Below are 12,265 nucleotides of genomic sequence, written 5' to 3' on the forward strand. Positions count from 1 at the left end.
AAATGGTCTAGAAAAGGCAGGCGAAGGCGCTGAAGAATCGCCCCCAAGGACCCGCCCCGAGGAACCGCCGTGCAGACCAGCTTCACCCCCGCGCAGCTCGCCGACCCGGCCATGGCGGCCTCGGAGAAGATCCTGCGCACCTGCGTGCATTGCGGCTTCTGCACTGCCACCTGCCCGACCTACCTGCTGCTCGGCGACGAGCTCGATTCGCCGCGCGGGCGCATCTACCTGATCAAGGACATGCTGGAGGGGGGCAAGCCCGCGAGCCCGGAGGTGGTCAAGCACGTCGACCGCTGCCTGTCCTGCCTGTCCTGCATGACCACCTGCCCGTCGGGGGTGCACTACATGCACCTCGTCGACCATGCCCGCGCCCATATCGAGAAGACCTATTCGCGTCCGGTCGAGGATCGGTTCTTAAGGGCGGTGCTGGCGCGCGTGCTGCCCTACCCGAACCGCTTCCGCCTCGCGCTGCTCGGCGCCACCCTCGGCCGGCCGCTCAGGGGCATCGCGTCGAGGATGCCGAAGGTCGGCAACCGGCTCGCCGCGATGCTCGACCTCGCCCCCGCCGCGCTGCCGACCCGCTCGGCGCAGGACAAGCCCGGCCGCTTCCTGCCCGCCGGCCCGCGCCGCGGCCGGGTGGCCCTGCTGCGCGGCTGCGCCCAGAGCGTGCTGCGGCCGGACTTCAACGAGGCGGCGATCCGGCTCCTCAACCGCCACGGCGTCGAGGTGGTGCAGGCCAGGGGGGAGGGCTGCTGCGGCGCGCTCACCCACCACATGGGCCACGAGGACTCGTCGCACGCGCTCGCGAAGCGCACCATCGACGCCTGGATCGCCGAGATGGACGGCGAGGGGCTGGACGCGATCGTGGTCACGGCCTCGGGCTGCGGCACCACGATCAAGGATTACGGCTTCATGTTCCGCGACGACCCGGCCTACGCGGCGAAGGCCGCCCGGGTCGCGGGGATCGCCCGCGACGTCACCGAGTACGTGACGGGCCTCGGCCTGTCCGAGCCGGTCGTCGAGACCGACCTCGTCGTCGCCTACCACTCCGCCTGCTCGATGCAGCACGGGCAGGGCCTGCGCACCGAGCCGAAGGCGCTCCTGGCGCGGGCCGGCTTCACCGTGAAGGACGTGCCCGAAGGTCATATCTGCTGCGGCTCGGCCGGCACCTACAACATCCTGCAGCCGGAGCTGGCCGCGCACCTGCGCGCCCGCAAGGTCGCCAATATCGAGCGCGTCCGGCCCGACGTGATCGCCACCGGCAATATCGGCTGCGCGACGCAGATCGGGAAGGGCACCGCCATCCCGATCGTCCACACGGTGGAGCTGCTCGACTGGGCGACCGGCGGCCCGCGGCCGGCGGCGCTGGACGGGGTGGCGGAGAAACGGCCGGCGCTCGTGGCGGCGGAGTAGGGACAGGGCGCGGACGTTCTCCTCTCTCGGCGAAAGGTGGGGATCCCCGGGAAAATCCCTTTCGGGATCGAGCGCGGGATTCACGCTCCGAGCCATGCCGGCGATCCCGGCATGGCTCGGAGAGGGAAGGGGCTCTTGCTCTAGGACGGCAAAGTTTGCTGTCTGAAGAGGTGCGGGTGTCGGCTGGTGGACGGGAGGTGGCGCCCATGTCCCGCACACAACTCCGCAGCGCCGATTGCGAGCAGGTCCCGAACCCTGTTTGCCAGGCCTGCGGCCAGTCGGTGCGGATCCGCTGCGAGAACCCGCGCACGCTGACGACACTCACCGGCACGGCACGGCTGCGTCTCGAATCACGATCCAGGCGCCTCGTGAGCCGCACTCGAAGGCCGAGCTCGCCAGAAAACTTTGCCGGCTTACCTTTAGTCCGATAGGTCGGTTTTCACAGGCGACGTGTGAAAGCCCGTTCGATGGAGCCGGCAGTGTTACCACTTCCAGTGTCATTCCGGGGCCGCGCAGGGGAGCCCGGAATGACACTGGAAGTGAATGATGTCGATGAGACCGGGCAGGCTTGGACGCCGCGAGCTGCGCCGGTCTGATACGATTTCCGATTGATACCGACGGCCTAGGATGCTGACGCGTCAACGTCGATCTCGGGCGGGCCCGAGATCGACGAGGCCGTTGACTCATCTCAGATCTCCGATGCCAAGCCAGGGTCTTGGCGACAATCCGAGACTCGAACCAAAGGTCGTTTCCAACGACCGTTGGTATGATTGCGTCGCGATGCGGATATCGGATCAGGCCCCGGCCGCCGCAGCCCCCAGGTTCAACAGCCCCATTACGGCAGTGAACACCGCGTAGACGAAGCCGAGGTTCAGCAGCACGCCGAGGATCCCGATCCCGAGACCCGCCGCCACGACGACGCCGTCGCGCTCGACGAGGCCGAGGCCGACGAGGGTGACCGCGAGACCGAGCGGAATCTGTCCGACGAGCGGGGCGGCGACGATCAGCACCAGGGACAGCGCCAGGATCAGCAGGCCCATGGCGCGCATGCCGATGTCGTTCTCGAACACCCGCAGCCGCGGCCGCGACCAGCGCTCCAGGCGGCGCAGGAGGGGCACCGCGCGGGAGACGGCGCGCTGCAGGTCGGAGCGGGCGATCGAGCGGCCGAGCAGCGCGCGCGGCAGCCAGGGCGCCGACATGCCGGCGGCGATCTGCGCCGCCACCAGGGCGAGGAGCAGGCCGCAGATCAGCGGGATCGGCGGCGGCATCGGCAGGCAGTTCGGCAGGCCGAGCAGCACGACCAGGAGGGCGAAGGCCCGGTCACGCAGGACCGCCACGATGTCGCCGACGGTCAGCCGCTCGGTCTCCTGGGCGGCGAGGACGGTCAGGACCTCGGAAGTGCGGGCGAATTGCGTCACGGGGCTCTGGCCGTCCGGTGCCGGGGAGGCGCCCCCCGGCGGGATCGCGGCGCCCTCGAAAGCGGGGGCGACGCTCGCCGGCGGGGTCGCGGCGCCCCGGGCCGGGGTCGCCCGGCCCCCTCTAGCCCACTCCGCCGCCCGGGCCAACCCGCGCGCATGGGTGGTGCCCGCTCCGAGATCGGCGCGGACGGGCCCGGCGGCGGGAAGGGGGCCGAGCCGCCGTCGAAGCGGCCCGGCCGCGAAGAGGAAGCGCCTGTGCATGGTTCACCGACGTGAGCGCCGCGCTGCTTGCGAGCGCGGCCGTGACGGGCCTCTCACACGGCCAACCGGGCGATCGTAGGGCAGAGCCAAAAAAAACGGCGGGCGCGGGGAGTCAGTGCAGCGTGAGCACACCGTTCACGGCGCGGAACTCCGCCGGCTTGATCAGCTGCGAGTGGGCCACCCGGACCGAGTGCAGCGGCCCTTCCAGCTCGCGCTTCCAGAAATCCAGGAAACCGGTGAGCACGGGGAAGCGCGGGGCGAGGTCGTAATCCTGCCAGACATAGGTCTGCAGCACGCCGGGATGGTCGGGGATGCGGTAGAGGATGTGGGCCGTGGTCAGGCCGTATCCCTCGATCTGCTGCCGAAACTCCTTGGAGACCATGACACCTCCTGCCGGGTTGGAAATCCTTCGCGGGTGCGTAGCGCTTTGCCGACCAAGGGTCCGATGATGCGGTTAACCAATGGTTTCGCTCAAGCAAAAATAGCGTCTAATGCGTTGATTTTTCAGGCAATAGCAGCCTACGCGGTCGAGTGCTGACAGTCGCGGATCCTCGTCGCGCCCGCTCCGGCCCCGACCGCGATCCGAGACGGTGCCGTCCCGAGCACCGGGCGCATTCACCGGCGCGGCCGATCGCCTGTGGCGTCGTCCTGGCGCTGGCTTGACGCAGCGTTTTATGGAAAAGATATTTTCACGAACGCAACGGCAGGCCTGGAACCCTTGCCTCTTTCCCCGGCTCGATCCGTCCTGCTCTCTGCAGCAGCCAGTCTGATTTGCCCGGATTGCGCGTCGGCCGACGAGCGGGACGACGTGCGGACCGTCCTGTTCGGCAGCCTGGATGCCGGCCGTTCGAGCTTCGTCAGCGCCGGGGCCAAGATGGCGCCGGGCGGGATCTCCCGGGACGGCGTCGTGACCCTCGCGACCCTCGGCTACGGAATACGGCCGGAGCGGGACTGGTGGGGCGATCCGCGGGCGAAGGCCGGTATCGCCCCGCCGCGCACCCTGCGCCACACGGTGCAGGCCGGGGCGCTGGCCGGGTGGCAATGGGTGCGCGGCTGGGGCGTCGCGGCCGTGTTCGCCGGACCGGAGCTCGCCTTCGAGGTGCTGGACAGCCCCGGCACGCGGCGGCTGCCGGCGCCGCGCCTCGGCGTGCGGGTGCAGGGAGAGCTGTGGGCACGGCCGACCGAGGCGACGCTCGTCACCGCGACGCTGATCGGCGGGACCGCGCGCTGGAGCGCCTGGGGCCGGGTGTCCTGGGGTATCCGGCTCCCGGACCTGACCGCGGCCTATCTCGGGCCGGAGGCCGCGCTCTACGCCGACCGGACCGGCTACCGGAAGTGGAGCCTCGGCCTCCACGCCACCGATGTCGCGGTGGCGCGGGTGAGCCTTCGCGTCTCGGCCGGCTGGGTGTACGAGGAACAGATCCGGCGCCCGGGCGCCTACGGCACGTTCACCGCCTGGCTACCGCTCTGACGATAAGCCTTCGAGGAAGCGGGCGGCATCCGCGACGATCGTGTCGCGGCGCGCCGGCGCCATCTTGTCGAGGGTGCGGTAGGGCATGGCGAGGCGCGGGTTGCCGCGCAAGGTGTCCGCGTTCCCGATCAAGAAGTTCCAGTACAGGTAGTTGAACGGGCAGGCGGTCGCGCCGGTCTTCGCCTTCACGTCGTAGGCGCAGCCGCGGCAGTAATCCGACATCCGGTCGATATAGGCGCCGGACGAGGCATAGGGCTTCGAGCCGAGCAGCCCGCCATCGGCCCAGAGCGCCATGCCGTGGACGTTGGGCAGTTCCACCCACTCGTAGGCATCGGCGTAGACGACGAGGAACCATTCCTCGACCTGGCGCGGCGCGAGGCCGGCGATGAGCGCGAAGTTGCCCAGCACCATCAGGCGCTGAATGTGGTGGGCATGCGCGTGGGCTTTCGTGTCGCGCACGCATTCGGCGAGGCAGGCCATGGCGGTCTCGCCCGACCAGTAGAACCACGGCAGGTCGCGGGTGGCGCCGAGCGCGTTGGTCTCGGGGTAGTCCGGCATCCGCGCCCAGTAGAGGCCGCGCACGTATTCGCGCCAGCCGAGGATCTGGCGAATGAAGCCCTCGACCGCGTTGAGGGGGGCCGCGCCCTCGCGCCAGCGATCCTCAGCCGCCCGGCACACCTCCTCGGCGTCGAGGAGGCCGAGATTGAGGGCGGGCGCGATCAACCCGTGATACAGGAACGGCGTGCCGGCCCGCATCGCGTCCTGGTAATCGCCGAACTCGGGCAGGCATTCGTCGAGGAAGTAGCGCAGGGCCTCAAGCGCCTCGGTGCGGGTCACCGGCCAGGCGAAGCCGTCGAGGTCGCCGAAATGGTCGGGGAAGCGGCGCTCGACGAGGTCCATCACCTCGCGCGTCACCGCGTCGGGCGGGAAGCGCCGGCGCTCCGGCACGGCGTGGCCGGCGGGCAGGCGGCGGCGGTTGTCGTGGTCGAAGTTCCACTGCCCGCCCACCGGCTCGCGTCCCTCCATCAAGAGGCCGGTGCGCCGGCGCATGGCGCGGTAGAAGGTCTCCATCCGTAAGCTCTCGCGCCCCTCCGCCCAGCGGGCGAAGACCGGGCGCGGGCATAGGAAGCGGGTGTCGTCCCGGATCTCGACCGGCAGCCCGAACCGCTCCTCCCATTCTCCCATCATCGTCTCGACCCGCCACTCGCCGGGCTCCGTCACGACGATCCGGTCGGGCCGGTGGCGCGCGATCGCCCGGGCGAGCTCGCCGGTGAACGAGCCGGCATTGCGCGAATCGTCGAGGGCGACGTAGTCGACCGCGATGCCGCGCTCCCGCAGCTCGGCCGCGAAGTGGCGCATGCCTGAGAAGACCAGCACCAGCTTCTGCTTGTGGTGGCGTACGTAGGTCGCCTCCTCGGCGACCTCGACCATCAGCACCGTGTCGGCGCCCGGGTCGAGGTCGGTGAGGGTGGCGAGCCGCGGATGGAGCTGGTCGCCGAGGACGAGGCGCAGCGTGCGCATGCGCGCTCAGACTCCCATGCGGGCATGCGAAACGTTGATTAACACTCGCGCCATTGCGGCTCCCCTCCGGCTGACCATAACCCTAGCTAGAGCGATCGGAGGCCCTGGCGCGCGAGTTGCGCCGGGCCGAACCGACGCAGGGGCGGACGGGTTGAGATCCGCTCGCCGAGACCGGGCGGGTAAGGAGTCGCGTCGTGAAATTCGCCTTCGCGGGAATCGACTTCCTGGGCGGTGTCTTCGAGGCCCTGGTCGCGGCGGGCTGGCAGCCGATCAAGCTGTTCTCCCGCCCCTGCGACGGGATCTACGACCAGAACGAGACGGTCGTGGCGCTGGCCCGGCGGCACCGGGTGCCGATCCAGCTCTCGCGCATCCGCGTCGCCGACATCGAGGCGCTGTCGGCCGAGCACGGGCGGGACTGGGCGCTGGTGGTGGCGGGCTATCCGTGGCTGATCACCGGCTGGCCGGGCCGGGTGCGCTACGCCCTCAACATCCATCCCTCGCCGCTGCCCGACGGGCGCGGGCCCTACCCGCTGTTCCGCGCCATCCTCGATTCCTACGAGAGCTGGGGCGTGACCGCCCACGTGCTCGCCGAGGAGGGGTTCGACACCGGCGATATCCTGGCGCAGGACATTTTTCCGATTTCCGGCGCGGAGACGCACGAGACCCTGCTCGCCCGCTGCCAGATGGCGGCGGCACGGCTCGCCCGCGGGCCGATCGCCCGCGACCTGCCCGCCCTGTGGCGCAAGGCCGAGCCGCAGGGCGACGGCGCCTACTGGCCGCGGGTCACCGACCTCGACCGCACCCTCGACTTCCGCCAGCCGGTCGCGGCGATCCTGCGCCGGGTCCGGGCCTTCGGGTCGATCGAGACCCTGGCGCGGGTCAACGACAACCGCATCTTCGTGCAGGAGGCCCATGGCTGGACGGAGGCCCACCGCCACGCCCCCGGCGCGGTGGTGCATGCCTATCGCCGCCAGATCCTGGTGGCGGCCCGGGACGGCTACGTGCAGATCACCCGCTGGAGCAGCATCCCGCTCGCCGACGCGGGCAAGACGGGGCGCTGACCCGATGCCGAAGATGCGCCGCAAGGGCGACCTGCCGCAGAAGATCTGCGCCCAGTGCGGACGGCCCTTCGCCTGGCGCAAGAAGTGGGAGCGGGTCTGGGACGAGGTGCGCTACTGCTCGGATGCCTGCCGGCGGGCGGCGCACCGGGGCGAGCCGCCAAGGTCGCCCGAGGCTCACCCTTCCCGATAGCCTACGCCTCGAGGTGGCGGGCCGGGATCAGCCGCCAGACCAGTCCGCCGCGGGGCCCGAGCAGCATCGAGGCCACGTAGAGGGTGCCGGCGGCGAGCACGATCGCCGGGCCGGTCGGCAGGCTGGCATAGTACGAGACGAGCAGCCCCGCCACGCTCGCGACGAGCGCCAGGATCACCGCCGCCGGCATCAGGCCGCTCAGGTCGAGGGCCCAGAACCGGGCGGTGATCGCCGGCAGCAGCATCAGCCCGACGGCGAGCAGGGTGCCGAGGGCCGCGAAGCCGCCGACGAGGTTGAGGACCACCAGGGCCAGGAAGGCGTAGTGCACCGGCCCGCTCGCCCGGCCGACCGAGCGCAGGAACAGCGGATCGACGCATTCCATCACCAGCGGCCGGTAGGCGACGGCGAGGCCCGCGAGCGTCACGGTGGCGATGCCGCCGAGCAGCACCAGGGCGTCGTCGTCGAGGGCCAGCACCGTGCCGAACAGGATGTGCAGGAGGTCGATCGACGAGCCCCGGGCCGAGATCAGCAGCACGCCGGCGGCGAGCGAGATCAGGTAGAACGCCGCCAGGCTCGCATCCTCGCGCAGCACCGTCGAGCGGGCGATGAGGCCCGACAAGAGCGCCACCGCCAGCCCGGCGACGAGGCCGCCGAGCGTCATCGCCGGCAGCGACAGCCCGGCCCACAGGAAGCCGACCGCGGCGCCGGGCAGGATGGCGTGGCTCATCGCCTCGCTCATCAGGCTCATGCGGCGCAGGGTGAGGAAGACGCCGACCGGGGCGGCGCCGACCGACAGGGCGACGCAGCCGGCGAGCGCCCGGCGCATGAACGAGAACTCGACGAAGGGCGCCGTCAGGAAGTCGATCACGCGGCGTGCCCGTGGGTATGGTCGTGATGCGCGTGGTCGTCGCGCGACCCGTGGTCGTGGGGCTGATGATCGTGGGGCTGATGATCATGCTTGGCCGCGGCGCGGCACACCGGCGCGTCCTCGTCCCAGGCCTCGCAGAGCCGGCGGGCGCGGCGCAGGTTGTCGGCGGTGAGCACCTCCGGCGTCGCGCCCCAGGCCACCGCCTCGCGGGCGAGGAGCAGGGTCGAGGGGAAGTGCCGGGCGACCTGATCGAGGTCGTGCAGCACCGCCACCACGGTCCGCCCTTCGGCGTGCCAGCCGTGGACCAGCCCCAGGAGCTCGTCGGTGGTGCGGGCGTCGATCGCCGCGAAGGGCTCGTCGAGCAGGATCACCCGCGCGTCCTGGAGCAGGACGCGGGCGAACAGGGCGCGACGCAGCTGCCCGCCCGACAGCGTGCCGATCGGCCGGCGCTCGAAGCCGGTGAGCCCCACCGCCGCGAGCGCCGCCTCGACGGCGGCCCGGTGCGGCTTCAGGGCGCGCCACGGCCCGACCCGGCGCCACAGCCCCATCGCCACGAGGTCGAACACCCCGATCGGGAAGGCGCGGTCGATCTCGGCGGCCTGCGGCAGGTAGGCGATGTCCTGCCGCGCCAGCCCCGCGCGGGCGACCTCGCCCTCCAGCGGCGCGATCTCGCCCATGATGCCCTTGAGCAGGGTCGACTTGCCGGCGCCGTTCGGCCCGACCACCGCGGTGAGCGATCCCGGCAGGATCGTGCCGTCGAGGTGGTGGACCGCCGGGTGGCGGGCATAGCCGAGGGTGAGGCCGCGAAAGGACAAGGCGCCGCGGGGCACGGAAGACAGGGCGCTGCCGGGCGCAGAGTGCTTGACCGGTGCCGTCACGCCATGGCCCAGCCGATCAGGGCCCACACAGCCGCCGACAGGAGCGCGGCGACGGCGAGGCGCGGCCCGACCCCGACCCGCAGCAGGGAGAACGGCGCGGCCTGGGGGCGCGGGGCGGCGTCGGCCCGCGGGGCATCGGCGTGGGAATGCGGCATCGGCGAATCGTTCGCTCGGGTCCGGCTCGCGCCCTTACGCGGGCGGGCGCACGGACCCCATATGAGGGGCGGCCGGCTGCTGCCCCGACGCGGATCGTTACACTGTAACAGACAGGGCCTGTCAACCGCCGCCGGGTTGGGGTAGGACGGCGCCGGGAGGGTGGCGGATGGACGAGCACGGAACCTGCGGGCATCACGGGCATGGGCAGGACTCTCACGCCCACGGAGAGGAGGCCCACGGCCCCGCCCGGACGGCCGACCTCGTCGCGCGGGCCGAGCGGCTGGCACAGGATCTCGGCCTGCAATTCACGGCCCTGCGCCGCCGCACCCTGGAGGTGGTGGCCGAGGAGGGCCGCCCGCTCGGCGCCTACGACATCGCCGAGCGCCTGAGCGCCCCGGGCAAGCGCGTCGCCGCAGTCTCGGTCTACCGCGCCCTCGACTTCCTGACCGAGCACGGCCTCGTCCACCGCATCGCCAGCCGCAACGCCTTCGTCCCCTGCGAGCACGGCCACGGCGCCGGCGAGAGCGCGGTCTTCCTGATCTGCCGCAGCTGCGGCAGCGTCGACGAGACCATCTCGGCCGAGATCGAGCGCAGCCTGGACCGGACCCTGGCCCAGGCGGGGTTCAAGCCGGCGAGCCGGATCGTCGAGATCGAGGGGGAGTGCGGGGCGTGCCAGGGGCGGGAGGACGCTGGTTGAAGCAATCGCCGACGGTGCGCGACGAGGCGTCCTTGCGCGGCATCCTCGAGACGTTCGTGTTAGAGCATCATTAGGGTGGTACCCCTACGGTGTATCCGATGACGATGGCGGGCGCGCATCCGAGCGCGGCTCGCGGTCCAAGGAGTCGGGACACCCATGATCCACCAGCTCGTCTACTACAGTCGCAACACCGTTCAAGGCGGCGATCGTGCCATGTTGACCAACATGCGCGAGATCCTTTCCATTTCGCAGCGCAATAATAGCCGTGATGGCATCACGGGCTTTCTCATCTTCGACAAGACCTGGTTCGTCCAGATCCTGGAGGGTGAGCGCGCCAAGGTGACGGGGACCTACGACCGGATCGCGCGGGACCCGCGCCACGCCGCCGCGACGGTCATCGACGTACGGGACGTGCCGGGGCGGCTCTTCCCGAACTGGACGATGGGCGGCGCCATGCGCACGCCGGACGTGCAGGAAGTGTATCTTCAGCACGGCTTCGGCGGTCCGCTGGACGCGACCCGGCTCAAATCCGACCAGGTCGTCAGTCTCGCGCTGGATCTCCAGGCTTTCGAAGCAGGCCGCCGGCAGGCGCAGAAGCTCGCGGGCTGATCAGCGCGCGCAGGCGCCTGCTCCGATGGTGGGCAGGTCCGAAACGGAGGAGGGGGCCGTGGCGCCCTCCTCAATACGCGTTCCGGAACGCGCTCCGCGCCACCACCGTCATCACCAGGATCCGCAGGTCGAACCACAACGACCAATTGTCGATGTAGAACAGGTCGTGCTCCACCCTGCGCTGCATGTCGGCATCGGTCAGGGTCTCGCCCCGCAGGCCGTTCACCTGCGCCCAGCCGGTGATCCCCGGCCGCACGTTGTGGCGGCGGGCGTAGAGCGCGATGCGCCGCTCGAAGCTGCGGTCATGGGCGACCGCGTGGGGGCGGGGGCCGACCAGCGACATGTCGCCCCGGATGACGTTGAGGAGCTGGGGCAACTCGTCGAGGTTGGTGCGGCGCAGGAAGCGGCCGATCCGGGTGATGCGGTCGTCGTCCCGGGTCGCCTGGCGGAAGACGGCGCCGGCATCGGAGCGCATGCTGCGGAACTTGAACACCCAGAACGCCTCCTGGTTGAAGCCGTAGCGCTTCTGGCGAAACAGGCTCGGGCCGCGGCTGTCGAGCCGGATCAGGGCCGCGATCAGGAGCAGCAGCGGCGAGAGCGCGACGAGGGCGAGCGACGCCACCAGGAGGTCGAAGGTGCGCTTGGCGGCGATCTCGAACGTCGTGAGGGGCGCGCGGCCGACATTGATGCCGGTTAGCAGGCCGACCCGGCCGAGGCGCACGTCGCTGAACCGGTCCATCACCCGGCCCGGGCGCAGGTGCAGGGCGACCGGCACCCGCAGGAAGGCGTCGACGCAGGCCTCCAGGTCCTCGACCTCGGCCCAGGGCACCAGCACGAACACGTCGTCGGGCCGCAGGAAGCGGACGACCGACACGCTCAGGTCGAGGTCCTCGGCGAGCTGGACCTTCCGCGCCTCCGGCTCGGTGCCCGGGGCCGCGCTGCGGAGCGTACTGACGCCGATCACCCGCAGGCCGAGCGCCGCGGTGTCGTGGGTGGCGTAGAAGCTCGCCACGTCCTCCTCGTAGCCGATCAGGTGGATGCGGCGGGCGGAATCGGAACGGGGGGTGATGAGCCGGCGCACCAGGGCCACGGTGGCGAGGCGGGTGGCGACGAGGACCGGCAGTCCGGCGAGGAAGGTCGTGAGCGTCGCCACGCGGGAATGGTCGCCGGTGGTCTTGCTGAGGAAGCCGAGGACCAGCACCACCGCCCAGGCGCAGAGCCAGAGGCTGACCGTCCGGCGGAACCGGGGCGCGCGGGCGAGGTAGTTCTCGATGCTGTACTCGCCCCGGGCGACGTTCGGCAGCACCACGAACAGGCCGAGGAACAGGCCCACCGCCAGCGGCGGGCCGAGATCGGGTTCCCGCTCGTAGGAGACGAGGTGGTAGATCGTCTCGCAGGCGAGCCCGGTGACGGCCACTGCCGCGAGCTCGGCGGCCGCTGCCCCGCCGGCGATCGCGACGCGCAGGGCCGCCCGGCCGCGGCGGGGCAGGAGCGCGTTCCAGACCGCGCGCGCCTCCGACGAGGCGAGCTGGCTGTCGGCGAGGTGGGCGTCGCCGTCCCCGGGGAACCGTTCGTGTCGCATGGCGAGAAGACCCGTGGCCGCTGTCTGTGCCGGCATGGGACGGACCGGGCGGGACCGTGCCGTTTCCGCACGTCCCCCGGGCCGTCGCCGGCTGGTTGCCGTTCAGTCAGCAAGCCCGGGACCGGGGGCATCCCAGCCCT

At 71.2% G+C, this 12,265-nt stretch carries 13 protein-coding genes; 6 read left to right on the forward strand and 7 right to left on the reverse strand.

Annotated features, from left to right (window positions below):
• Positions 1-69 precede the first annotated feature (69 nt).
• Positions 70-1,413 carry a glycolate oxidase subunit GlcF gene (glcF, locus tag DK412_RS10400; RefSeq protein WP_109971894.1) on the forward strand — a complete coding sequence of 448 codons (1,344 nt, stop codon included), beginning with the start codon at positions 70-72 and terminating at the stop codon, positions 1,411-1,413.
• Between the two features lie 794 nt (positions 1,414-2,207).
• On the opposite strand, the gene DK412_RS10405 is transcribed toward glcF, so the two are convergent.
• Together DK412_RS10405 and DK412_RS10410 are read right to left on the reverse strand one after the other, a co-directional pair.
• Entirely contained in the window at positions 2,208-2,831 is a 624-nt protein-coding gene (locus DK412_RS10405) for an exopolysaccharide biosynthesis protein (protein ID WP_109971895.1), read from the reverse strand.
• A 373-nt stretch (positions 2,832-3,204) separates the two neighbouring features.
• Entirely contained in the window at positions 3,205-3,474 is a 270-nt protein-coding gene (locus DK412_RS10410) for an usg protein (protein ID WP_093569550.1), read from the reverse strand.
• 426 nt (positions 3,475-3,900) lie between these two features.
• Between DK412_RS10410 and bcsS the strand changes: the two genes are divergently transcribed.
• Positions 3,901-4,563 carry a cellulose biosynthesis protein BcsS gene (gene bcsS / locus DK412_RS10415; RefSeq protein ID WP_245447541.1) on the forward strand — a complete coding sequence of 221 codons (663 nt, stop codon included), beginning with the start codon at positions 3,901-3,903 and terminating at the stop codon, positions 4,561-4,563.
• On the opposite strand, the gene DK412_RS10420 is transcribed toward bcsS, so the two are convergent.
• Positions 4,552-6,084, reverse strand: a complete 1,533-nt coding sequence (locus DK412_RS10420) for a cryptochrome/photolyase family protein (RefSeq protein WP_109971896.1) — start codon at positions 6,082-6,084, stop codon at positions 4,552-4,554. The two genes, bcsS and DK412_RS10420, sit on opposite strands and share 12 nt — an antisense overlap.
• Positions 6,085-6,278: 194 nt before the next feature.
• On the opposite strand from DK412_RS10420, the gene DK412_RS10425 reads away from it, so the two are divergent.
• Positions 6,279-7,145 (forward strand): formyltransferase family protein, encoded by an 867-nt coding sequence (locus DK412_RS10425; protein WP_109971897.1) that lies wholly within the window; start codon positions 6,279-6,281, stop codon positions 7,143-7,145.
• 4 nt (positions 7,146-7,149) lie between these two features.
• On the forward strand, positions 7,150-7,335 hold the full coding sequence (locus DK412_RS10430; RefSeq protein WP_204165540.1) for a DUF2256 domain-containing protein: 186 nt from the start codon (positions 7,150-7,152) through the stop codon (positions 7,333-7,335).
• A gap of 1 nt (position 7,336) precedes the next feature.
• Here DK412_RS10430 and DK412_RS10435 read toward each other — a convergent pair whose 3' ends face one another.
• From DK412_RS10435 to DK412_RS30135, 3 genes are read right to left on the reverse strand one after another with little or no spacing between them, the layout of a single operon-like run.
• A complete protein-coding gene (locus DK412_RS10435) occupies positions 7,337-8,161 on the reverse strand; it encodes a metal ABC transporter permease (protein ID WP_177303147.1) in 825 nt (274 codons plus the stop codon).
• A 38-nt stretch (positions 8,162-8,199) separates the two neighbouring features.
• Positions 8,200-9,081, reverse strand: a complete 882-nt coding sequence (gene aztA, locus DK412_RS10440) for a zinc ABC transporter ATP-binding protein AztA (RefSeq protein WP_245447543.1) — start codon at positions 9,079-9,081, stop codon at positions 8,200-8,202.
• Positions 9,078-9,236 carry a hypothetical protein gene (locus tag DK412_RS30135; RefSeq protein WP_162596053.1) on the reverse strand — a complete coding sequence of 53 codons (159 nt, stop codon included), beginning with the start codon at positions 9,234-9,236 and terminating at the stop codon, positions 9,078-9,080. The genes aztA and DK412_RS30135 overlap by 4 nt, the downstream gene beginning before the upstream one ends.
• A 167-nt stretch (positions 9,237-9,403) precedes the next feature.
• On the opposite strand from DK412_RS30135, the gene DK412_RS10445 reads away from it, so the two are divergent.
• Entirely contained in the window at positions 9,404-9,934 is a 531-nt protein-coding gene (locus DK412_RS10445) for a Fur family transcriptional regulator (RefSeq protein ID WP_109971898.1), read from the forward strand.
• Between the two features lie 156 nt (positions 9,935-10,090).
• Entirely contained in the window at positions 10,091-10,543 is a 453-nt protein-coding gene (locus tag DK412_RS10450) for a BLUF domain-containing protein (protein ID WP_109971899.1), read from the forward strand.
• 70 nt (positions 10,544-10,613) lie between these two features.
• Here the strand turns inward: DK412_RS10450 and DK412_RS10455 are convergent, their stop codons facing one another.
• Complete coding sequence (locus DK412_RS10455) at positions 10,614-12,125, reverse strand: undecaprenyl-phosphate glucose phosphotransferase (RefSeq protein WP_109971900.1); 1,512 nt, start codon at positions 12,123-12,125, stop codon at positions 10,614-10,616.
• Positions 12,126-12,265: the final 140 nt, after the last annotated feature.

The sequence above is a fragment of the Methylobacterium sp. 17Sr1-1 genome (genome assembly GCF_003173775.1).
Taxonomy (GTDB): Bacteria; Pseudomonadota; Alphaproteobacteria; order Rhizobiales; family Beijerinckiaceae; genus Methylobacterium.

Bases quoted from the DNA above. Each gene is read 5' to 3' on its own strand.
- DK412_RS30135 (WP_162596053.1), bottom strand. From the start codon at position 9,236: ATGCCGCATTCCCACGCCGATGCCCCGCGGGCCGACGCCGCCCCGCGC.
- DK412_RS10435 (WP_177303147.1), bottom strand. From the start codon at position 8,161: ATGCGCCGGGCGCTCGCCGGCTGCGTCGCCCTGTCGGTCGGCGCCGCC.
- DK412_RS10430 (WP_204165540.1), top strand. From the start codon at position 7,150: ATGCCGAAGATGCGCCGCAAGGGCGACCTGCCGCAGAAGATCTGCGCC.
- DK412_RS10445 (WP_109971898.1), top strand. From the start codon at position 9,404: ATGGACGAGCACGGAACCTGCGGGCATCACGGGCATGGGCAGGACTCT.
- DK412_RS10410 (WP_093569550.1), bottom strand. From the start codon at position 3,474: ATGGTCTCCAAGGAGTTTCGGCAGCAGATCGAGGGATACGGCCTGACC.
- DK412_RS10450 (WP_109971899.1), top strand. From the start codon at position 10,091: ATGATCCACCAGCTCGTCTACTACAGTCGCAACACCGTTCAAGGCGGC.
- DK412_RS10420 (WP_109971896.1), bottom strand. From the start codon at position 6,084: ATGCGCACGCTGCGCCTCGTCCTCGGCGACCAGCTCCATCCGCGGCTC.
- DK412_RS10455 (WP_109971900.1), bottom strand. From the start codon at position 12,125: ATGCGACACGAACGGTTCCCCGGGGACGGCGACGCCCACCTCGCCGAC.